This window comes from Microbacterium hydrocarbonoxydans, from assembly GCF_000956475.1.
GTDB classification, from domain to species: domain Bacteria; phylum Actinomycetota; class Actinomycetes; order Actinomycetales; family Microbacteriaceae; genus Microbacterium; species Microbacterium hydrocarbonoxydans_A.
This window is the reverse complement of sequence record NZ_JYJB01000008.1, coordinates 26,571-45,315: the sequence shown is the minus strand read 5'-3', so window position 1 is coordinate 45,315 and position 18,745 is coordinate 26,571. Positions and strand designations below refer to the sequence as shown.

Here is an 18,745-nt window from a genome sequence, read left to right as displayed (position 1 = left end):
TCAGCCGCCGACGGTCACCCAGCGCCCCGAGCGCACTCGCCAGCCCAGGGTGCCCAGGCGGGCGAGCAGGTAGACGCCGAAGAAGGCGACGGCGAGCCAGACGAGCCCGGCTGCCCCGCCGATGCCGGTCGCCGCGATGATCCACAGCGTTGGCAGGAACGGCACGAGGTTGAGCCCGCCGGCGATCGCGAGGTACTTCGCGTCGTTCGCGCCCATCAGCACGCCGTCGAGCACGAACACGACCCCGGCGATCGGCTGGGCGATCGCGAGCACGACCAGCGCGGGCTGCACGAGGGCGGCGACGGCGGGGTCGCCCGTGAACACGATCCCGAGGACTCCCGAGAGTGCGCCGATCAGCAGGCCGACGATCACGCCGAACCAGGCCCCCCAGGCGACCGTGCGGCCCAGAACGCGGTGCACCTGCGCCTCGTCGCCCGCGCCCAGCTCCTTCCCGATCAGCGCCTGGGCGGCGATCGCGAGGGCGTCGAGGGCGAACGCCGCGGCCGAGAAGATCGTGAAGACGATCTGCCAGCCGGCGAGCTCGGCCGTGCCGATCCCCGTCGCGATGCCGACGGTCGCGAGCAGCGCCACCCGCAGGCTGACGGTGCGCAGGAACAGCCAGCCACCGGACTGCGCGGTGCTGCGGATGCCGCCGCCGTGCGCGCGCATCGAGGCGCTGTGCTTCGTGGCGAGGCGCTGCACGACCAGCACGTAGGCGGCGACCATGCCCCATTGCGCAGTGACGGTGCCCGCGGCCGATCCGGCGATGCCCCAGGCGAGCCCGTAGATGAAGAGGTAATTGAGCACAGCGTTCGCGCCGAACCCTAGGCCGGCGATCCACAGCGGTGTCATCGTGTCCTGCATGCCGCGGAGGAGCCCGGTCGCGGCGAACACGATGAGCATGGCGGGCAGGCCCCACATCGAGATCACGAGATAGGCGTTCGCCTCCGCGGCGACGGCCTCGCTCGCCCCGAAGAGCGACACGAGCCAGGGCGAGGCCACGGCGCCTGCCACCGCCAGCACCGCGCCGAGACCGAGCGCGAGCCACATGCCGTTGATGCCGATGCTCACGGCGTCTCCCGGCTGGCCGGCCCCGAACCTTCGCGCGACAGCCGGAGTCGTCGAGTAGGCGAGGAACACCATGAGTCCCACGATCGTCTGCAGTACGGCGCTCGCGATGCCGAGGCCCGCGAGGGGCCGGGTGCCGAGGTGCCCGACCAGGGCGGCGTCGACGATGAGGAACGCGGGCTCGGCGATCAGCGCGCCCAGCGCGGGCACGGCGAGGCGCAGGATCTCGCGGTTCAGACTCACCCTCCGAGCCTAGGGGGACGCGGAGACACCGCGACGCGGGCGCGTGGCCGTCGTACCCTGGAATCAGTCGGAGGTGCACACATGACCGATCCACGAGAGGCCGCGGCCAGATACCGCGCGCGGCAGCAGAGCGACGGCGAGACGGATGCCGACACCGGCACGGCTCCCGGCGCGGGTGCGGCGGTGGACAGAGCCGCCTACATCGAGAGTGCGATCCAGGTGGCGATCCGCCGCGGGGACTTCGACGATCTTCCCGGCGCGGGCAAGCCGATCGAGGGGCTGGGCGACCACCACGACCCCGACTGGTGGATCCGCCGCAAGATCGAGACCGAGAATCTCACGGGCCTCGGGCCGCCGGCGATCCTCCTCCGCGCCGAAGACCGAGAGCTCGACGAGCATCTCGACCTGCTCGGCCGTGAGTCGGACGTGCGCGACGTGCTCGAGGACTTCAACCGCCGCGTGCTCGAGGCCAGTCGGCAGCTGATGGGCGGGCCTCCGGTGGTCACGCAGCCGCGCGACGTCGACGCCGAGGTCGCCGCCTGGGCCGAGCGCCGGGCGGCGCGGCAGGCGGCACGCGCGGCCTCGGACGAGGCCGCGCGGCCCAGGCGGCGCCGCTTCGGCATCCGCCGTCGCAGCTGACAGGCGCCGTCCCGGGTTACTCGACGGCCCGATCCGGAGCCGCAGTCCTCCGTCGCCACCACCCGTCGACCCCGAATCGACCGGCCGCGGGCGAGGCGATCACGAGCGCCGACAGCAGCACCATGACGGGGTACTGGGCGATCAGCTGATCCGAGCTCCAGTACAGCATCAGGGTGCCGATCGAGGCGAAAGCCGTCAGCCGGCTGAATACCCCCGCGACCAGCATCACCCCGAGCAGAACCTCCAGCGCCGGGATCACGACTCCGAACAGTCCGGATGCCGCGCCCATGAACGCGCCGAGCGGCTCGAACCACCACGGCACGCGGCTGTTGCCTCCCGTGCTCTGGACCACAAGTTCGATGTCGGCCGCGCCGAAACCGGCCCGATACTTCAGCACGCCCTCCGCTAGCCAGAGCATCCCGACCGCCACTCTCGCCGCGCCGCCGAACAGCGACGCCACGAGAGGGCCCCTCCGGCCGGTGCCGATCATGAGAGCTTCGCGGCGCCGAACACCGCCTTGGCCTTGTCGCAGTGGATCACGACATAGGTGAAGTCGGCGGTGTCGACGTCCTTCAGCGTGAACGTCTGGGACGCCGTGTCGAACGAGACGGCATCCACCATGGTGCCGGCCTCGACCGCGGCCTCATCGGTTCCCGTCGTCAGATAGATGTGCAGATCGGGACCCTCGTCCGAGGAGAAGCCCGACAGGGTCAGCGTGCCGTCCGCGACCGTGACCGAGCCCTGCACGGTCTTGTCGTTCAGGCCCATGAAGTCTCCGGTCTTCTCCATGCCCATGTCGGTGCTCTGAGACATGGACGGTTCCGGCTTCATGCCCGTGTCGGAGCCAGTCGAGCTGCACGCGGTGAGCGAGAGCGAGAGGGCGAGAGCCGCGGTGGCGGCGAGGGCGATCTTGCGCATGGGATTCTCCTGTTCGCTGCGCGGCGGGATGCCGCATCGGATTGCACTGCGCAGCACGCTACGGAGCCGGATGCCGCGACCGCGGAGTCCTTTCGTGATCGTAAGGAACCGCTCGCGCCGACCGATCGCGCGACTAGTGTCGACCGCATGGATGAGAGGGCCCGCGTCGTCGTCGTGGAGGACGATCCGACGGTTCGAGCAGCCGTCGACGCCTATCTGCGCGCCAACGGCTACGCTGTCGACGCGTTCGGCGACGGCCTGTCGGCGCGATCTGCGCTCGCCGAGCGCATCCCCGACGTCCTGATCGTCGACCGGATGCTGCCGGGAATCAGCGGCGACGAGCTGTGCGAGCAGATCCGCGCGGTGTCGGACGTGCCGATCATGATGCTGACGGCGCTGGGGCAGGTGGAGGACCGCATCGACGGACTCGAGTCCGGAGTCGACGACTATCTCACGAAGCCCTTCTCTCTGCGGGAGCTGCTGCTGCGAGTGGGAGCGCTGGTGCGCCGTGCTCGCTCCGCGGCATCATCGGGAGAGATCTCCGACGGCGATTTCCGGATCGACCCCGCGCGGCGGCGCGTCTGGGTGCGCGGCGCCGAGGTCGCTCTGACTGCCCGGGAGCACGACCTGCTCGCATTCCTCGTGAGGAACCCCGACCGCGTGATCGCACGAGACGAGATCCTCCGCGAGGTGTGGGGGTGGAGCGTCGGGGAGGCGTCGACCGTCACGGTGCACGTGCGCCGCCTGCGCGAGAAGATCGAGCTCGATCCGCAGGACCCCCGACACCTGCACACCGAGTGGGGCGCCGGCTACTGTTTCTCTCCGCAGGGGCGCCTGCGATGATGGCGCTCGCCCCGGCCGACATCGGACTCATCATCCTGACGTCTGTCGGATGCTCCGCCGCCGTCTCCTCCGTGGCCCTCCTGGCGCTGCGTCTTGTCCGCCGCCGCACCATGACGGCTCAGCTTCTGATCGTCGCCTGCGCCGGCACGGCCGCGATGGCGGCATCCGTCCTGGCGATCTCGATCGAGATGTACATCTCCGACCACGACCTCGCTGTGCTCGTCGCTGTGATCGGGGTCTCGCTCGTGCTCGCGCTGGTGGTCGCCTGGGTGGTCTCGCGGGCGGCCAGGCGGTCGTTCGGCAGACTCTCGGCCTCGCTCGAGCGGGTGGGCGGAGGTGCGGTGGTGGATGCCGAGCCCTCGGGCTGGGGCGAGATCGACGAGCTGTCGGCGCAGCTCGCCGCGGTGTCGCACAAGGTCGAGGCCGCGCGCGCCGAGCTCGAGCAGCTGGACTCCGCACGACGCCGGTTCTTCGCCTGGATCTCGCATGATCTGCGGACCCCTCTCACCGCGGTGCGCGCTCTTGCCGAGACCATCGAGGAGGGCGCGGCGGACGCCCCGGAGCGCTTCGCCGGAGAGGTGCGCGCTCAGGTCGAGACGATGAGCCGCATGGTCGACGATCTGTTCGAACTGTCGAAGCTCACCTCGGGCGCGGTGCAGCTGCGCACGGAGCAGGTCGGGCTGCGGGATGTGGTCTCCGACGCCGTGGCCGATGTGCGGATCGCTGCAGACCGACGAGGCGTGCGCATCGTCGAACGGGGCATCGACGGCCAGGTGCTGTGGGCGGACCCGCATCAACTCGGACGCATCATCGCGAATCTTCTGGCCAACGCCATCAGACATGCGCCGACCGGCAGCGACATCGTGATCTCGGCGACCGAACCCGATCGCGACCGCCTGGTGCTCGGCATCCTCGACCATGGATCGGGGGTTGCCGTGGAAGACCTGGATCGCATGTTCGACGTCGGCTGGCGGGCCGATCCCGCGCGCGGCTCGGCACCCGATGATCTCGTGTCGTCGGGAGCGGGACTCGGTCTGTCGATCGCGCGCGGCCTCGCGCGTGCCCACGGCGGGGACGTCGTGGCCGAGATCACGGGCGAGGGCTTCCAGATGAACGTGCTGCTGCCCTTCGGAGCTGACGTCGAGCGGGTCTGAGCCGGTCCCGCCCACGATGTCGGGAACGCCGCATAGGCTGTCTCCATGACCCTCCCCGCAGGCCTCGCCATCGAAGAGTTCAGCTCCGACATCCGTCCGCAGGACGACCTGTACCGCCACGTCAACGGCACCTGGTTCGCCCGCACCGAGATCCCGGCCGACAAGGCCCGCTGGGGTGCGTTCCACATGCTCGCCGAGCAGGCCGAGAAAGACGTCAGGGCGATCATCGAGGACTCGCAGGATGCTGAGCAGGGCACGCTGGCCCGCAAGATCGGCGACCTGTTCGCGAGCTTCATGGACACCGCGCGCATCGACGCCGCCGGGGTCGCGCCGCTCGCCGAGACCCTCGCCGAGGTCGACGCGCTCGACAGCATCCCCTCGTTCCTGCGCACCGCCGGCGCCTACGATCGCGACGGTCGCGCGCACCTGATCGGCCTGTACGTCGACGGCGACCCCGGCGACCCCGAGCGGTATCTGCCTGTGCTGCTGCAGGGCGGCCTGTCGCTGCCCGACGAGAGCTACTACCGGCTCGACACCTTCGAGGAGACTCGGGCGAAGTACCGCGAGCACCTCGAGCGGTTGCTCGCCCTGGCCGGGATCGCGGATGCTGCGGCGCAGGCCGACCGTGCGATCGCGCTCGAGACCGAGCTCGCCTCGCATCATTGGGACAACGTGCGCAGCCGCGACGCGGTCGAGACCTACAACCTCAAGACCTGGGCCGAGCTGCAGGAGCTCGTCGGCGTCGATCTCGCTCCGTGGCGCGAGGGCGTCAGCCCCTCGAACCCCGTCGCCCTCGACGAGGCCGTCGTCTCGCAGCCGAGCTTCTTCGAGGCCCTCGGCTCGCTGCTCGTGCCCGAGCGGCTCGACGACTGGAAGGCGTGGCTGCGCTCGCAGGTCGTGCACGCGGCGGCTCCCTACCTCACCGACGACCTGGTGCAGGAGAACTTCTCCTTCTACGGCACCGAGCTCTCGGGCGTGCCCAGCATCCGCGAGCGCTGGAAGCGCGGCGTCTCGGTCACCGAGGGCGCGCTCGGCGAGGCGATCGGCAAGGTCTACGTCGAGCGGCACTATCCGCCGACGGCGAAGGCCGCGATGGACGAGCTGGTCGGCAACCTCATCGAGGCGTACCGGCAGAGCATCACGACTCTCGAATGGATGACCCCCGAGACCCGCGAGCGCGCGCTCGCCAAGCTCGACGCGTTCACTCCGAAGATCGGTCACCCCGACGTGTGGCGCGATTACTCCTCCCTGGTGATCGACCGCGACGACCTGTTCGGCAACGTGCGGCGCGCGGCGATCTTCGAGCACGACCGCCACATCGACAAGGTCGGGGAGCCCATCGACCGCTCCGAGTGGCACATGCCGCCGCAGATGGTCAACGCGTACTACAACCCGTCGATGAACGAGATCGTCTTCCCTGCGGCCATCCTCCAGTACCCGTTCTTCGACGCGGGCCGCGATGCCGCCGCGAACTACGGCGGCATCGGCGCGGTGATCGGCCACGAGATCGGTCACGGCTTCGATGACCAGGGCAGCCGCTACGACGGCGACGGCAAGCTCGAGGACTGGTGGACGGATGCCGACCGCTCGGCCTTCGAGGAGCGTACGAAGGCGCTGATCGAGCAGTACGACGCTCTCGTGCCCGAGGGACTCGACGCCGAGCATCACGTGAACGGCGCCCTCACGATCGGCGAGAACATCGGCGACCTGGGCGGCCTGGGCATCGCGCTCAAGGCCTACGAGCTGTCGCTCGGCGGCGCCGAGGCCCCGGTCATCGACGGCTTCACGGGCGTGCAGCGGCTGCTGCTGTCGTGGGCGCAGGTGTGGCAGCAGAAGAGCCGTGAGGCCGAGACGCTGCGCCTGCTGACGATCGACCCGCATTCGCCGACCGAGTTCCGTTGCAACCAGATCGTGCGCAACATCGACGCGTTCTACGAGGCCTTCGACGTCACGGAATCCGACGCTCTCTGGCTCCCGCAAGACGCCCGTGTGACGATCTGGTGACCATTCTCCGGAGTTCGTGAAGGATCCTCACTCCCGAGGGTTACGATATCCGTGCTGCTGGGGAGCGCATCCCCGCTGCATCCCGCAATCCAACCCCCCTCAAAGGATCACGCGTGGGCGCTCCTGAGCCGGTCGAAGGCTTCCGCCACTCGTCGAGCTCTGACTCCTCGTCAGGTCGGCGCTCTCAGCGCGCCACGAGGCGACTGCCGCGCCGGGCGGCTATCGGACGGCGGTCGTTCACCTCTACCCTGCGTTCGCTCGAGACGCTGGCGGATGCCGGCGCGCAGGTGTCGGTGCACGTCGTCGACCTCGATTCCCACGTGCACGTGCTCTCCGGCGACGATCACGTCACCATGCCGATCGCGGGCCTCGGCGTGGTGCCGCTGCTCGTCGAGGTCGCGGCAGCGTTCGAGGCCGGAACCCTCGATCCGCTCGAGATCGTCGAGCGCACGGCGACCGAGCAGGTGCTGACGTCCGGCGTGTGGCGCCATCTGCACGCGCCGGCGCTGCCGCTGGAGGACCTCGCGGTTCTCGCCGCGGCTGCCGGTGACCCGATCGCGGCGAACGCCCTGCTGCAGAAGGTCGGCCACGACCGCGTGCGTGAGCGCATCGAGTCTCTGGGCCTGCGTCGCACCGCGCTTCTCGACCGGTTCCGCGACCAGCGCGGCCCCGACGACGCGCCCCACGTAGCCGTGGGTTCGTCCCGCGAGCTCGCGGGCCTGTTCTCCGCCCTCGTGAACTCGCAGGTCGTGGATGCGGCGGTCAGCGCCCAGGTGTCCGAGTGGTTGAGCCTGAACCAGGATCTCAGCCTCGTCGCGGCATCCACGGGCCTCGATCCGTTCGCGCACGACCACGACGCCCACGGCCTGCTGTTCATCAACAAGACCGGACGCGACCGTGGCGTCCGGGCCGAGGCCGGGGTGCTCGCAGGTCCTCGAGCCGGCGTCGCCTACTCGCTCATCGTCTGCTTCGACGACCTCTCGATCGCGCACCGGCTCCGCGCACACGACGCCTTCCGTGTGCTCGGCGTCGAGCTCATGGAGTACACGCACTAGTTCTCACCCCGTCTACCATCGAGACATGCCCTACCCCGACTGGACCCCGCATCGCCGAGATGACGGCGAACTCCTCGGCTGGATTCATCCTGCAGGCGATGACTGGGCGGCCGTCGACGTCCTCGGGCGCCCGGTGTCCGGCCCCGTCGAGTGGCTCGATGCCGAGGCGGCTCTCGAGGGTCACGGCATCGCCTGGCTCGCCGAGCCCTGGATGCTGGAGGGTGAGGCCGACCGCCCGCTGCGCGTGCGCATCGTGGAGGTGACGCCCGACGATGAGGTCTCGCCAGGGAGGATCGTCGTGAAGATCGACGACTTCGGCGATATGACTCGCCCGGCCACGACTCAGTTCACGCTGGCATGGCCGATCCCCGATCGGCTGCGCTCCCCGCGTGACGGCGACCCCGACCCTCGAACCATCTCCCGTTGACGCGCCGCCGCTGAAGGGCGTAGACCTGAGTCGACCCGCATATCGGGAGGAGCCGGCGATGGGCAATGTCTACAGCGACATCTCTGTTTCTGCCGACGGCTTCGCGGCTGGCGTGAACCAGCGGGAGGAAGCGCCTTTCGGCGACATCGACGAGACGTGGCTGCACGGCTGGATGTTCGATGCGTACGAGGAGAACCGGGTCGAGGTCGACGCGATCGTGGACTCGGGAGCGACGGTCATGGGGCGCAACATGTTCGGACCTGTACGCGGGGAGTGGGATCGCGACTGGCGCGGGTGGTGGGGCCCGAACCCGCCCTATCACGGTCCCGTGTTCGTGCTCACCCATTTTCCGCACGAGCCGATCGAGATGGAAGGCGGGACCACGTTCCACTTCGTCACCGACGGCATCCGATCCGCCCTGGATCGCGCACGGAGCGAAGCGGGCGACCGCAACATCTCGGTCGCCGGGGGAGCGGCCACGGTGAACCAGTTCCTCGCCGCCGGGCTGCTCGACGAGCTGCGGCTGCACATCACTCCCTGCATCCTCGGTGCGGGGGAGCGGATCTTCGACGGCGTTCCGCCGCAGAGGCTGGAGCAGATCTCCGTGCGCGCGACCCCGATGGTCACGCACGTCACCTACCGCCGGATCTGATCTCGGTCGCCAGCCGGGAAGTGACGGATGCCGATCACGACGGCAGCACGAAGTCCCCGGTCTCACCCGGGTTGACGGCGATCTCCCAGCGGAAGCCGTCGGGATCGGTGAAGTAGCCCGAGTATCCGCCCCATTCCCGCTGCACACCCGGGCTCACCGGCGCGCCGAGCAGCGCAGCCTCGGCGAGCACGTCGTCGACCTCGGCAGGAGTCACGAGATTGTGCGAGAGCGTGATCGGGGCGACACCGGATGCCGGGGCCTCGCCGATCTCGGCGGTGAAGCCCTCGACCGACCACAGCGACAGGATCACCTTGTCGGCGACTGGAAACATGAGCACATCGTCGCCGGCGAAGATCGGCTGCCAGCCGAGTCCGTCGACGTAGAAGGCGCGGCTGCGCTCGAGATCCGACACGGCGAGGGTGATGAAGCTGACGCGCTGCTGCATGGCTCGAGTCTGGCACCGGCATCCGACATCGGCGGAGCGGAAGCGCGATTCGCCCGAGTGCCGTTTCCGCGATCGCGGGCGGAGGGGCAGACTGGGTTCGTGCGAACCATCCGAGATCTCGACACCGTTGAACTGATCATCGATGCGCAGGGCGTGCTCGATGCGATCCGCGGCAAGGAGCGCGTCATCGACGCCGGCACCTTGCGCGCGCTGCAGCAGTCGGGCAACTACGTGGTCGGGCTCTTCGACGACGAGGGCGGCGAGGAGAAGATGGTCGGCGCGTCGATCGCGTTCTTCGGCGAGCCCGGCCGCCGTGCGATGCACTCGCACATCACCGCGCTTCTCCCCGAGTACCGCGGTCGCGGATGGGGGCGCGAGCTCAAAGAGCACCAGCGGCAGTGGGCGTTCTCGCGCGAGGTCGGCCGGATCAGCTGGACCTTCGACCCGCTCGTGGCGCGCAACGCGCACTTCTTCCTCACGGTGCTCGGTGCCCGCGTCACCGGCTACGCCGTGAACCAGTACGGCATCTTCGGGGGAGGGGATGCAGGAGACGAGAGCGACCGGCTCGACGTGGAGTGGGCGCTGGCCGACATCGCGAAGCCTCCGGCATCCGACGCCGTGGTCGACACCCTGGCCATTCCGTCGGATGTCGAGTCCATGCGGGCGACGGATCCGGCCGCTGCGCACGAGTGGCGTCTGCGCCTGCGCTCCGAGATGGAGGAGAGGCTCGAGCGTGGCCTGCGCATCGCGGGCTTCGACGTCGAGCGCGGGTACCTCTTCACGGAGTGAGCGGGTCATGACCGATCTCGACCAGCATCCCGCCGACAGCGCCTGGCATCGATGGGCACCCGTCGGGCAGACCCTCGACACCGCCCGCATCCCCGGCAGCGGCCCTGCGCCAAGCATCGCCTCCTTCGAACTTCTACCCTTGGATGAGATGCTCGTCCCCGAGAAGCCTCGTCACGGAGAACTCGACCCTTCGGAATGCGGGCACTGTAAGCCGTCGAGGTACACGATCTGGCAGGACGACGACTGGCAGGTGAGTTCCGGGTTCGAGGGCGGGCTCGGACTTCCTTTCGTTGGCAGTCTTGCCCCGCGGCGTCATGTCCGGCTCGAAGACGCCCCGATCGACGTGCTCTCCGGCCTCGGCCCGATGCTGCAGCGACTGTCGGAGGCGACCAAGGCGATCCCGGCCGTCGCGCGCTGCCACTTCTCCCGCTGGAACGACGGCTCGGCCCACCTGCACCTGTGGGCGTACGCGCGTCCGGCGGGCATGATGCAGGGGCGCGGCGCCATCCTGCCGTACTGGGAGCAGGCCATGCCGGCGATGCCCGATGACATGCTGCAGGATCACCTCCGCATCGTGGCCGAGGCGCTGGCCGCAGGCGGCGGCGAGGCGTTCCCGCACGGACGACCCGCATCAGCAGACTGAGCGTGCGCGGATAGAATGATCTGGCCCGTGTTCACGGGTTTCTCACCCGCATCCGACCATTGGAGCCACCGTGGCCGAACAGTCCCGTCTAGACAAGGTCATCGCCCTTGCCCGCCACCGCGGGTTCGTCTTCCAAGCGGGTGAGATCTACGGCGGTTCGCGTTCCGCCTGGGACTACGGACCCCTCGGCACGGAGCTCAAGGAGAACATCCGCCGGCAGTGGTGGCAGACGTTCGTGCGCGGACGCGGCGACATGGTCGGCCTCGACTCCAGCATCATCCTGCCCAAGCGCGTCTGGGAGGCCTCCGGCCACGTCGCGACGTTCACCGACCCGCTGGTCGAGTGCCTGCAGTGCCACAAGCGCTTCCGCGCTGACAACCTCATCGAGGACTTCGAGGCGCGCAAGGGCCGCACGGCCGAGAACGGCCTCGCCGACATCCCGTGCCCGAACTGCGGCACCAAGGGCCAGTACACCGAGCCGAAGGCGTTCTCCGGCCTCGTGAAGACCTACCTCGGCGTCGTCGACGATGAGTCGGGCCTGTACTTCCTGCGCCCCGAGACCGCACAGGGCATCTTCGTGAACTTCACGAACGTGCTCACAGCCTCGCGTAAGAAGCCGCCGTTCGGCATCGGCCAGGTCGGCAAGGCGTTCCGCAACGAGATCACTCCCGGAAACTTCATCTTCCGCACCCGCGAGTTCGAGCAGATGGAGATCGAGTACTTCACGCCTCCCGCCGAGGCGCAGGAGTGGTTCGAGCACTGGGTCGAAGCCTGCTGGAACTGGTTCATCGACCTGGGCATCGACCCCGAGAACATGCGCCAGTTCGATGTTCCCGAGGAGGACCGCGCGCACTACTCGGCCGGCACGATCGACGTCGAGTACCGCTTCGGCTTCCAGGGCAAGGAGTGGGGCGAGCTCATGGGCGTCGCCAACCGCACCGACTACGACCTGTCGAGCCACAGCGAGGCCTCGGGCTCATCGCTGTCGTACTTCGACCAGGCCTCGGGCGAGCGCTACACCCCCTACGTGATCGAGCCCTCGTTCGGTCTCACCCGCGCCATGATGGCATTCCTCGTCGACGCCTATGTCGAGGAGGAGGTACCCAACGCCAAGGGCGGCACCGACGTTCGCACCGTGCTCCGTCTCGACCCGCGTCTGGCTCCTGTCAAGGTCGCCGTGCTTCCGCTGAGCCGCAACGAGAACCTCTCGCCGCTGGCACGCGAGGTCGCCGACACCCTGCGCGGCTCGTGGGCGATCGACTTCGACGACGCGGGAGCCATCGGCCGCCGCTACCGCCGTCAGGACGAGATCGGCACGCCGTTCTGCGTCACGGTCGACTTCGACTCCCTCGACGACCGCGCCGTCACCGTGCGCGACCGCGACACCATGGCTCAGGAGCGCGTCTCGATCGACGAGCTCGAGCAGTACCTCGCGGAGCGTCTGAAGGGCGCCTGACCCCGCCCGCAGCATCGCGTCCGTCGCGTCGTCGCGGCCGTCGCGTCGCCGAAACCCCCACTTAGTGCCCAGACCCCCACTTGTTCACGCAAACAGGTGGGGGTCTCGGCAGCAGGTGGGGGTTTCGCTTCAGAACGCACGGGCAGGCCCCGCGGAGGCGCCGTCGCTGCATCATGTCGCCGCGGCTCCGCACCCCCGAGTCACGCTGCGTCGACGAGACCCCTACTTATTGCCGAGACCCCCACTTATTGCCCAGACCCCCACGTGTTCACGCGAATAGGTGGGGGTCTCGGCAACAGGTGGGGGTTTCGACGTCACGGCTCCGCGACAGGACCGGATGCCGGAGCAGGAGCGGATGCCGGAGCCGCCGGGCTGCCGGCGACCGCGCGCGCATAGCGCTCAGACAGCAGCTGCAGGCGGGGGATCAGCTCGGGTGGGCTCTCGACTGTGAAGTCCATCATCAGCATCCCGATGTATGCCGCCACCGTGTCGAGGCTGTCCGCGCCCGTGACGAGGATGCAGTGTGTCTCGTCGACCGGCTCCACCACGCCGACTGCCGCGTGAATTCGGTCGAGCACGGCCTCCGCAGGCCCGTCGATGCGCAGCCGGGCGTGCACGATCCAGCCGCTCACCGCGATCGTGCGCATCGCGAATGCCGTGTAGTCGCCGCCGGGAAGCGGATGCGGGTCGAAGCGCCGCCGCGTCGGCATCCTCAGACGCATCCAGTCCACGCGGTACGTGCCCCACTCGCCCGACTCGGGATCGCGCGCCACTAGGTACCAGCGTCGATGCCAGGTCAGCAGCCGGTACGGCTCCACCAGCACCGGGTCGCCTTCGTAGTCGAAGCGCAGCCACTCCTGGTTGCGGATGGCGCCGGCGATGGCCTGAAGCGTCGCCGCGTCGACTTCGGGGTCGGGTGCGTCGGTGTCGTTGTTCTCGGGCGCGCGGTCGACGCTCGAGCGAAGTGCGTCGACCGTGGGGCGGAGGTGCGACGGCAGTACCTGCTCGAGCTTCGCGAGGGCCCTCGCTCCTGATTCGGCCACTCCCGCGATGCCGGCCGCGGCCCTCAGCCCGACCGTGACCGCCACCGCCTCAGCGTCGTCGAGCAGCAGCGGTGGCAGCTTCCCTCCGGCACCGAGCCGGTACCCGCCCGTCGAGCCGCGACTCGCGTCGACGGGATAGCCGAGTTCGCGAAGTCTGTCGACGTCGTGACGGATCGTCCGTCCCGAGACGTCGAGCCGCTCGGCGAGCTCGCGTCCAGAGCGCTCGACGCCGGTCTGCAGCAGGCCGAGCAGTGCAAGAAGCCGGGCGGTCGGATCGGCCATCGGCACCCTCTCGAAAGAAGTTCGAGTATTAGGAACGAATACAGCCTATTGCGTTTCTACTCTCGAGACATGGAAAACACGAACCTCACCTTCAGCCCCTTCACCGTCTCGGTCACCGCAGCCGAGGTCGCCGATCTGCAGGACCGCCTGGCCCGCACCCGCCTTCCGCAGCCGTCCCCGACCGATGACTGGGACGCCGGCACCCCGAACTCCTACCTCCGCGAGGCGCTCGCCGCCTGGCGCGACTTCGACTGGGAAGCCGCGCAGGAGCGCATCAACTCGTTCCCGCACTTCACGACCGAGATCGACGGACAGAGCATCCACTTCATCCACGTCCGCTCTGCGCATGAGGGGGCAACACCGTTGCTACTCGCGCACACCTACCCCGGGTCCGCGGTCGACTATCTCGACATGATCGAGCTGCTCACCGACCCTGTCGCGCATGGCGGCCGCGCGGAGGACGCGTTCGACGTGGTGATCCCGGATGCTCCCGGCTACGGCTTCTCGCAGCCCCTGGCCTCCGCCGGCTGGACGACCGCGAAGGTCGCGGCAGCCTACGACCAGCTGATGCGCGGTCTCGGGTACGACAGCTACGGCATCCACGGCTCCGACAACGGAGCGATGGTCGCCCGTGAGCTGGGCCTGCTGAACCCCGACGGCTTCCTCGGGCTGCACGTGCTGCAGCTGTTCTCGTTCCCCTCGGGTGACCCGGCCGAGTTCGAGAGGCTGGAGCCGCAGGACTACGCCGGGCTCGAGCACATGCAGTGGTTCCAGTCGGTCGGCGGCTACAACACGATGAACGCCTCGCGCCCGCAGACGGTGTCGGTGGGCATCAGCGACTCGCCGATCGGTCTGCTCGCCTACAGCGAGCTGTTCAACTCCTTCGGCAATGGCACCTCGCTCGTGCCACTGGAGAAGATCCTGCTCGAGGTCAGCGTGAACTGGTTCGCGAACGCGGCATCCGGCATGTCCCGCAGCTACCTCGAGAACGCTCGCGTCGAAGCCGAGCCGCAGGTCAATGCGGCGCCGACCGGGGTCGCGGTCTTCAAGGACGACTTCCAGACGATCCGCGTCTTCGCCGAGCGCGACAACTCGAATATCGTGCACTGGAGCCGCTTCGACGAGGGCGGGCACTTCGCCGCGATCGAGCGTCCGGAGGTCGTCGTCGGCGACATCCGTGCGTTCTTCGCCGGGCTGCGCTGAGCCCCGGCATCCGTCTTCGCCCTGGAGCCCTACTTCGGGCCTGCCGTACGGACGCTCCGTCCGGCAGGCCCGATACGGTGAGGTCATGACCGATGAGAGGCGGCAGCGCCGACGCACCTGGGTGGTGGGCGGCATCCTGCTGGTGCTGTCAGCGGTGGTGGGCTTCGTCGCGAGATTCGAGCTCTCGTCATTCAGCGGGGCACGAGAGGTGCTGTGGGCACTCGGAGTGCTCATCCTCGTGATCGGTCTCGGGAGGGCCGGGAGCATCACGGGTCGGCGTCCGATCGCCACGACCGTCGTCCTGCTGCAGCTCGCCCTCGCGAGCACACCGATGCTGAACCTTCTCAGCTCCCTCACGCCGGAGATCCCGGGGAACCCGAACGCCGAGGAAGACGCGTGGGGCGCCCTGATGCTCCCGTACTACGCCGTGCTGTTCCTGATCACCGTCGCCGCCGTGCTCCTCATCGGCTTCGTCGATGCGCTGCCGCGGCCGTGGAGCTGGGCCCCGGCCTGGGTGCTCGTCGGATCGGGTATCGCGATGGCGGCGCTGATCATGGTCACGTTCGCCGATGCCGCGGCGGTGCCACGGAGAATCCTCTTCGAGGTCCCCGGAACCGGCGTGATGCTTCTCGGCATACTTGCGGTCGTCCTGGGCATCCGGGCCGGCCGCACAGAGGATGCCGACGCGCTCGGCCCGTGACGTCGGCGCCAAGCCTCAGTGGTGTACGGGCAAGCGAATCACCGTCTGGAGCGGTGGCTCCTCAGGCCTTCGGCGCCTTCGCGGCAGCCTTCATCGCCTTCTTGTGCTCGCGCACCTTGGTGAGCGACTCGGGCGAGACGATGTCGGCGACGCTGCGGTACGAGCCCTCTTCGCCGTAGGGAGCGGATGCTTCGCGCCAGCCCTCTCCTGTGAATCCGTACTGCTTGCCGAGCAGAGCGAGGAAGATCTTCGCCTTCTGCTCGCCGAACCCCGGCAGTGTCTTCAGCCGCTTGAGCACCTCGGGTCCGGACGGATCGCCCTCTGTCCACAGGTTCGCGGCGTCGCCGCCCCACTGGTCGACGAGGTCCTGGCACAGCGTCTGCACGCGAGCGGCCATCGAGCCGGGGAACCGGTGCACGGCAGGAGTCTGCTTGAAAGCCTCGAGGAACTCGTCGGGATCCATGCGCGCGATCGCGGCGGCGTCCGTCGCTCCCGTGCGCTGCTCGATCTTGAGCGGACCGGCGAAGGCGGTCTCCATGGGAACCTGCTGGTCGAGCAGCATCCCGACCAGCAGTGCCAGCGGGTTCTCGGTCAGCAGTGTGTCTGCGGCGGTGTCTCCGGTGATGTGAAGGGCCATGTGTCCAGTCTCGCACCGTTGCGTGCGCCCGCCTCGGTGATGTTCGCCTGCCTCGGATGAATCCAGGGCATGCGTCCGAGGGAAGCGCACATCTCCGAGGAGAGTGCACACAGCCCGAGCCGGTTCAGGCGGTGGCGGATGCCGCGGCGCCGGGCTGCTCGGGCTCGATGCCGTAGAGCGTGGCGAGGGCGGCCGCGAAGTCATCGGCGCGACCCGAGGCGGCGAGCTCGTGCGCGCGAGTGGTCGGCGTGTGCAGCAGCACTCCGGCGAGATGCCGCAGCGCCTGCTCGACCTTGCCGTCTTCGTCGCCGCGGGCTCGAGCCCTGGCGATCTCGGTGTCGAGCAGCGAGAAGATGTGCGAGCGCAGCGCGACGACGGAAGGGGTGACGCTCTGCCGTGCGCCCACCACGTGGAACGTGTCGGCGGCTTCGCGGACGACGCTGCGCGCAGCATCCGTCGCCTGCAGCTCTTCGAGAGGCGCGTGCAGGCGGATCGTCTCGAGGTCGAGCAGCGCGACGCCCTCGAGGCTTGCGATCGCCGGGTCGACGTTGCGGGGCATGCCCAGATCCACGACCAGCTGGCTATGGGGTGCTGAGCCTGTCGACGCGCCGACCGGGCAGCCGGCCGCGGCGATGCCGACCGGCCGCTGCAGCTGCTCGAGGCCGAGCACAGGCTCGGTCGCAGTGGTGCAGGTGATCAGCAGGCTCGAGCGGGCGGCAGTGCGGGCGTAGTCGGCTTCGGCGACGGGACGGATGCCGTGCTTCGCGGCGAAGATCTCGGCCCTTCCCGATGGCGAGTACACCGAGATGTTCTCGGCCCCGCGCTCACGCAGAGTCGCGAGCGTCACTGCCGCGTAAGCGCCCGTGCCGACGAGCAGCACGCGTTCTGCCGACCAGTCGGCGATGCGGCTGTCGGCGAGCTCGAGGGCGAGACGCACGAGCGAGCGGCCGGCGCGGCCGAGGGCTGTGACGTTCTTGACCTTGCGCTGCGCCTGGCTGGCGCGCTGGAACAGGCGCTCGAGCTCGGGCGAGGTGGTGCCGTCCTTGCGGGCGGTCTTGAGTGCGCGGCGCACCTGACCGGCGATCTCGCCTTCGCCCGAGACGACCGACTCGAGACCGGATGCGACGGAGAACAGGTGCTCGGCGACGCGGCGGCCGGCGTGCACAGCGTACGCGCCGTCGAGTTCGCGAGCGGTGACGCCGGTGGTCGATTCGACCGCCTCGAGCACCGCTTCGACGCCGATCGCACCGGCCGCCGTGACGGGTTCGTCGAGTTCCACGTACGCCTCGAACCGGTTGCACGTCGCGAGAACGACCGCACCCTGCACGCACGGCGCCAGCTCCACAAGGGTGGATGCGACGTCATCGGGGGTGCGGCTCAGGCGTTCGAGCAAGTCGAAGGAGGCGGTCTTGTGACTCGCCGTGACACACAGCAGCACCCTTCGATTGTACCGGCGATCGGTAACAGGGGTGTTTCACGGATGAAAGGATGGACGCATGGCCCTCTCCGACGCTCCGCTCGTCCGCGCCCTCGTGGGCGACCGCCCCGCTCAGACGCCGGTGTGGTTCATGCGGCAGGCGGGTCGTTCGCTGCCCGAGTACCGCGAGCTGCGCGTCGGAACACGGATGCTGGACGCGTGCCTCACTCCCGATCTCGCTGCCGAGATCACGCTGCAGCCGGTGCGTCGGCACGGCGTCGACGCAGCCGTCTTCTTCAGCGACATCGTTATTCCGCTGCGCCTCGCGGGTGTCGACGTGGTGATCGAGCCAGGGCGCGGTCCGGTGTTCGCGAATCCGGTGCGCACGGCAGATGACGTCGCCCGCCTGACCGCCATCGATCCGGCCGATCTCGACGGGACGGCTATCGCCGCCGCCGTGAGGATCGTGACCGACGAGCTGGGCGACACCCCGCTGATCGGCTTCGCCGGAGCGCCCTTCACGCTGGCCGCGTACCTCGTCGAGGGTGGCCCGTCGAAAGAGCACCTGCGGGCGCGCGCCATGATGCACGCCGACCCCGACTCCTGGAATCGGCTGGCGGGCTGGCTGGCGCAGGTCTCGCGGCGCTTCCTCGAGATCCAGCGGGATGCCGGAGCATCCGTCGTGCAGCTCTTCGACTCCTGGGCGGGCTCCCTCAGCCCGGCCGACTACCGAGCCTTCGTGGCCCCGCACTCGCACGCGGCGCTGCAGGGCATCGGCATCCCGACCATCCACTTCGGCGTCGGCACCGGGCCGTTCCTCGCCGACATGCGTCTGGACGGGGTCGCCGACGGTGTGGGCGTCGACTGGCGTCAGCCCCTCGACGAGGCCGCTGCGATCCTCGGGCCGGATGTCACGGTCCAGGGCAACATCGATCCCGCCCTGCTCGGGGCGCCCTGGCCTGTACTCGAGGCGCACGTGCTCGACGTGCTCGACCGCGGGCGGGCGGCCCGCGGGCACATCCTCAACCTCGGACACGGCGTGCCGCCCGAGACCGATCCCGATCAGCTCACCCGCATCGTCGAGCTCGTGCACTCCCGCTGACTCGACCTTCCGCTCAGGTCGCCTC

General features: G+C 69.1%; 20 protein-coding genes. 13 read left to right on the top strand and 7 right to left on the bottom strand.

Annotation, left to right across the window (positions count from 1 at the left end):
- Nucleotides 1-1,311 carry an MATE family efflux transporter gene (locus RS84_RS06940; RefSeq protein ID WP_045257067.1) on the bottom strand — a complete coding sequence of 437 codons (1,311 nt, stop codon included), beginning with the start codon at nucleotides 1,309-1,311 and terminating at the stop codon, nucleotides 1-3.
- A gap of 81 nt (nucleotides 1,312-1,392) precedes the next feature.
- Here RS84_RS06940 and RS84_RS06935 point away from each other — a divergent pair, with 81 nt between their 5' ends.
- Nucleotides 1,393-1,950 carry a DUF1992 domain-containing protein gene (locus tag RS84_RS06935; RefSeq protein ID WP_045257066.1) on the top strand — a complete coding sequence of 186 codons (558 nt, stop codon included), beginning with the start codon at nucleotides 1,393-1,395 and terminating at the stop codon, nucleotides 1,948-1,950.
- A gap of 16 nt (nucleotides 1,951-1,966) precedes the next feature.
- Here the strand turns inward: RS84_RS06935 and RS84_RS06930 are convergent, their stop codons facing one another.
- Nucleotides 1,967-2,410, bottom strand: a complete 444-nt coding sequence (locus RS84_RS06930; RefSeq protein WP_235281413.1) for a DoxX family protein — start codon at nucleotides 2,408-2,410, stop codon at nucleotides 1,967-1,969.
- A gap of 26 nt (nucleotides 2,411-2,436) precedes the next feature.
- On the bottom strand, nucleotides 2,437-2,868 hold the full coding sequence (locus tag RS84_RS06925; protein WP_045257064.1) for a DM13 domain-containing protein: 432 nt from the start codon (nucleotides 2,866-2,868) through the stop codon (nucleotides 2,437-2,439).
- Nucleotides 2,869-3,015: 147 nt separating this feature from the next.
- Between RS84_RS06925 and RS84_RS06920 the strand changes: the two genes are divergently transcribed.
- From RS84_RS06920 to RS84_RS06895, 6 genes are all read left to right on the top strand, one after another.
- Complete coding sequence (locus RS84_RS06920; protein ID WP_045257063.1) at nucleotides 3,016-3,711, top strand: response regulator transcription factor; 696 nt, start codon at nucleotides 3,016-3,018, stop codon at nucleotides 3,709-3,711.
- Nucleotides 3,708-4,865, top strand: a complete 1,158-nt coding sequence (locus RS84_RS06915) for a sensor histidine kinase (protein ID WP_052676264.1) — start codon at nucleotides 3,708-3,710, stop codon at nucleotides 4,863-4,865. Before RS84_RS06920 ends, RS84_RS06915 begins: the two co-directional genes overlap by 4 nt.
- 45 nt (nucleotides 4,866-4,910) lie before the next feature.
- Nucleotides 4,911-6,869 (top strand): M13 family metallopeptidase, encoded by a 1,959-nt coding sequence (locus tag RS84_RS06910; RefSeq protein ID WP_045257061.1) that lies wholly within the window; start codon nucleotides 4,911-4,913, stop codon nucleotides 6,867-6,869.
- 113 nt (nucleotides 6,870-6,982) lie between these two features.
- On the top strand, nucleotides 6,983-7,924 hold the full coding sequence (locus tag RS84_RS06905; protein WP_045257060.1) for a serine hydrolase: 942 nt from the start codon (nucleotides 6,983-6,985) through the stop codon (nucleotides 7,922-7,924).
- Nucleotides 7,925-7,949: 25 nt separating this feature from the next.
- On the top strand, nucleotides 7,950-8,351 hold the full coding sequence (locus RS84_RS06900; protein WP_045257059.1) for a hypothetical protein: 402 nt from the start codon (nucleotides 7,950-7,952) through the stop codon (nucleotides 8,349-8,351).
- A 58-nt stretch (nucleotides 8,352-8,409) separates the two neighbouring features.
- A complete protein-coding gene (locus RS84_RS06895; protein ID WP_045257058.1) occupies nucleotides 8,410-9,003 on the top strand; it encodes a dihydrofolate reductase family protein in 594 nt (197 codons plus the stop codon).
- Nucleotides 9,004-9,037: 34 nt separating this feature from the next.
- Here the strand turns inward: RS84_RS06895 and RS84_RS06890 are convergent, their stop codons facing one another.
- Complete coding sequence (locus tag RS84_RS06890) at nucleotides 9,038-9,448, bottom strand: VOC family protein (RefSeq protein ID WP_045257057.1); 411 nt, start codon at nucleotides 9,446-9,448, stop codon at nucleotides 9,038-9,040.
- A 99-nt stretch (nucleotides 9,449-9,547) separates the two neighbouring features.
- On the opposite strand from RS84_RS06890, the gene RS84_RS06885 reads away from it, so the two are divergent.
- The 3 genes from RS84_RS06885 (at nucleotide 9,548) to RS84_RS06875 (ending at nucleotide 12,336) form a co-directional block, all read left to right on the top strand.
- A complete protein-coding gene (locus RS84_RS06885) occupies nucleotides 9,548-10,237 on the top strand; it encodes a GNAT family N-acetyltransferase (RefSeq protein ID WP_045257056.1) in 690 nt (229 codons plus the stop codon).
- Between the two features lie 7 nt (nucleotides 10,238-10,244).
- On the top strand, nucleotides 10,245-10,880 hold the full coding sequence (locus tag RS84_RS06880) for a hypothetical protein (RefSeq protein WP_052676263.1): 636 nt from the start codon (nucleotides 10,245-10,247) through the stop codon (nucleotides 10,878-10,880).
- A 70-nt stretch (nucleotides 10,881-10,950) separates the two neighbouring features.
- Entirely contained in the window at nucleotides 10,951-12,336 is a 1,386-nt protein-coding gene (locus RS84_RS06875) for a glycine--tRNA ligase (protein WP_045257055.1), read from the top strand.
- 314 nt (nucleotides 12,337-12,650) lie between these two features.
- On the opposite strand, the gene RS84_RS06870 is transcribed toward RS84_RS06875, so the two are convergent.
- Nucleotides 12,651-13,661: a helix-turn-helix transcriptional regulator gene (locus RS84_RS06870; RefSeq protein WP_045257054.1), complete on the bottom strand. Its 1,011-nt coding sequence runs from the start codon at nucleotides 13,659-13,661 to the stop codon at nucleotides 12,651-12,653.
- Between the two features lie 69 nt (nucleotides 13,662-13,730).
- Between RS84_RS06870 and RS84_RS06865 the strand changes: the two genes are divergently transcribed.
- Nucleotides 13,731-14,864 (top strand): epoxide hydrolase family protein, encoded by a 1,134-nt coding sequence (locus RS84_RS06865; protein WP_045257053.1) that lies wholly within the window; start codon nucleotides 13,731-13,733, stop codon nucleotides 14,862-14,864.
- 85 nt (nucleotides 14,865-14,949) lie between these two features.
- Nucleotides 14,950-15,564, top strand: a complete 615-nt coding sequence (locus RS84_RS06860) for a hypothetical protein (protein WP_045257052.1) — start codon at nucleotides 14,950-14,952, stop codon at nucleotides 15,562-15,564.
- 61 nt (nucleotides 15,565-15,625) lie between these two features.
- Here RS84_RS06860 and RS84_RS06855 read toward each other — a convergent pair whose 3' ends face one another.
- Together RS84_RS06855 and RS84_RS06850 are read right to left on the bottom strand one after the other, a co-directional pair.
- Nucleotides 15,626-16,201 carry an HhH-GPD-type base excision DNA repair protein gene (locus tag RS84_RS06855; RefSeq protein ID WP_045257051.1) on the bottom strand — a complete coding sequence of 192 codons (576 nt, stop codon included), beginning with the start codon at nucleotides 16,199-16,201 and terminating at the stop codon, nucleotides 15,626-15,628.
- Nucleotides 16,202-16,325: 124 nt separating this feature from the next.
- Nucleotides 16,326-17,639 carry a glutamyl-tRNA reductase gene (locus RS84_RS06850; protein WP_045257050.1) on the bottom strand — a complete coding sequence of 438 codons (1,314 nt, stop codon included), beginning with the start codon at nucleotides 17,637-17,639 and terminating at the stop codon, nucleotides 16,326-16,328.
- Nucleotides 17,640-17,697: 58 nt separating this feature from the next.
- On the opposite strand from RS84_RS06850, the gene hemE reads away from it, so the two are divergent.
- The gene (gene hemE, locus RS84_RS06845; protein ID WP_045257049.1) at nucleotides 17,698-18,720 is read left to right on the top strand and encodes a uroporphyrinogen decarboxylase; all 1,023 of its coding nucleotides are present in this window, start codon (nucleotides 17,698-17,700) and stop codon (nucleotides 18,718-18,720) included.
- Nucleotides 18,721-18,745 lie beyond the last annotated feature (25 nt).

Coding starts and splice junctions, on each gene's coding strand:
- RS84_RS06920 (WP_045257063.1), top strand. CDS start 3,016: ATGGATGAGAGGGCCCGCGTCGTCGTCGTGGAGGACGATCCGACGGTT.
- hemE (WP_045257049.1), top strand. CDS start 17,698: ATGGCCCTCTCCGACGCTCCGCTCGTCCGCGCCCTCGTGGGCGACCGC.
- RS84_RS06900 (WP_045257059.1), top strand. CDS start 7,950: ATGCCCTACCCCGACTGGACCCCGCATCGCCGAGATGACGGCGAACTC.
- RS84_RS06915 (WP_052676264.1), top strand. CDS start 3,708: ATGATGGCGCTCGCCCCGGCCGACATCGGACTCATCATCCTGACGTCT.
- RS84_RS06880 (WP_052676263.1), top strand. CDS start 10,245: ATGACCGATCTCGACCAGCATCCCGCCGACAGCGCCTGGCATCGATGG.
- RS84_RS06935 (WP_045257066.1), top strand. CDS start 1,393: ATGACCGATCCACGAGAGGCCGCGGCCAGATACCGCGCGCGGCAGCAG.
- RS84_RS06925 (WP_045257064.1), bottom strand. CDS start 2,868: ATGCGCAAGATCGCCCTCGCCGCCACCGCGGCTCTCGCCCTCTCGCTC.
- RS84_RS06860 (WP_045257052.1), top strand. CDS start 14,950: ATGACCGATGAGAGGCGGCAGCGCCGACGCACCTGGGTGGTGGGCGGC.
- RS84_RS06865 (WP_045257053.1), top strand. CDS start 13,731: ATGGAAAACACGAACCTCACCTTCAGCCCCTTCACCGTCTCGGTCACC.
- RS84_RS06910 (WP_045257061.1), top strand. CDS start 4,911: ATGACCCTCCCCGCAGGCCTCGCCATCGAAGAGTTCAGCTCCGACATC.
- RS84_RS06870 (WP_045257054.1), bottom strand. CDS start 13,661: ATGGCCGATCCGACCGCCCGGCTTCTTGCACTGCTCGGCCTGCTGCAG.
- RS84_RS06895 (WP_045257058.1), top strand. CDS start 8,410: ATGGGCAATGTCTACAGCGACATCTCTGTTTCTGCCGACGGCTTCGCG.
- RS84_RS06855 (WP_045257051.1), bottom strand. CDS start 16,201: ATGGCCCTTCACATCACCGGAGACACCGCCGCAGACACACTGCTGACC.
- RS84_RS06890 (WP_045257057.1), bottom strand. CDS start 9,448: ATGCAGCAGCGCGTCAGCTTCATCACCCTCGCCGTGTCGGATCTCGAG.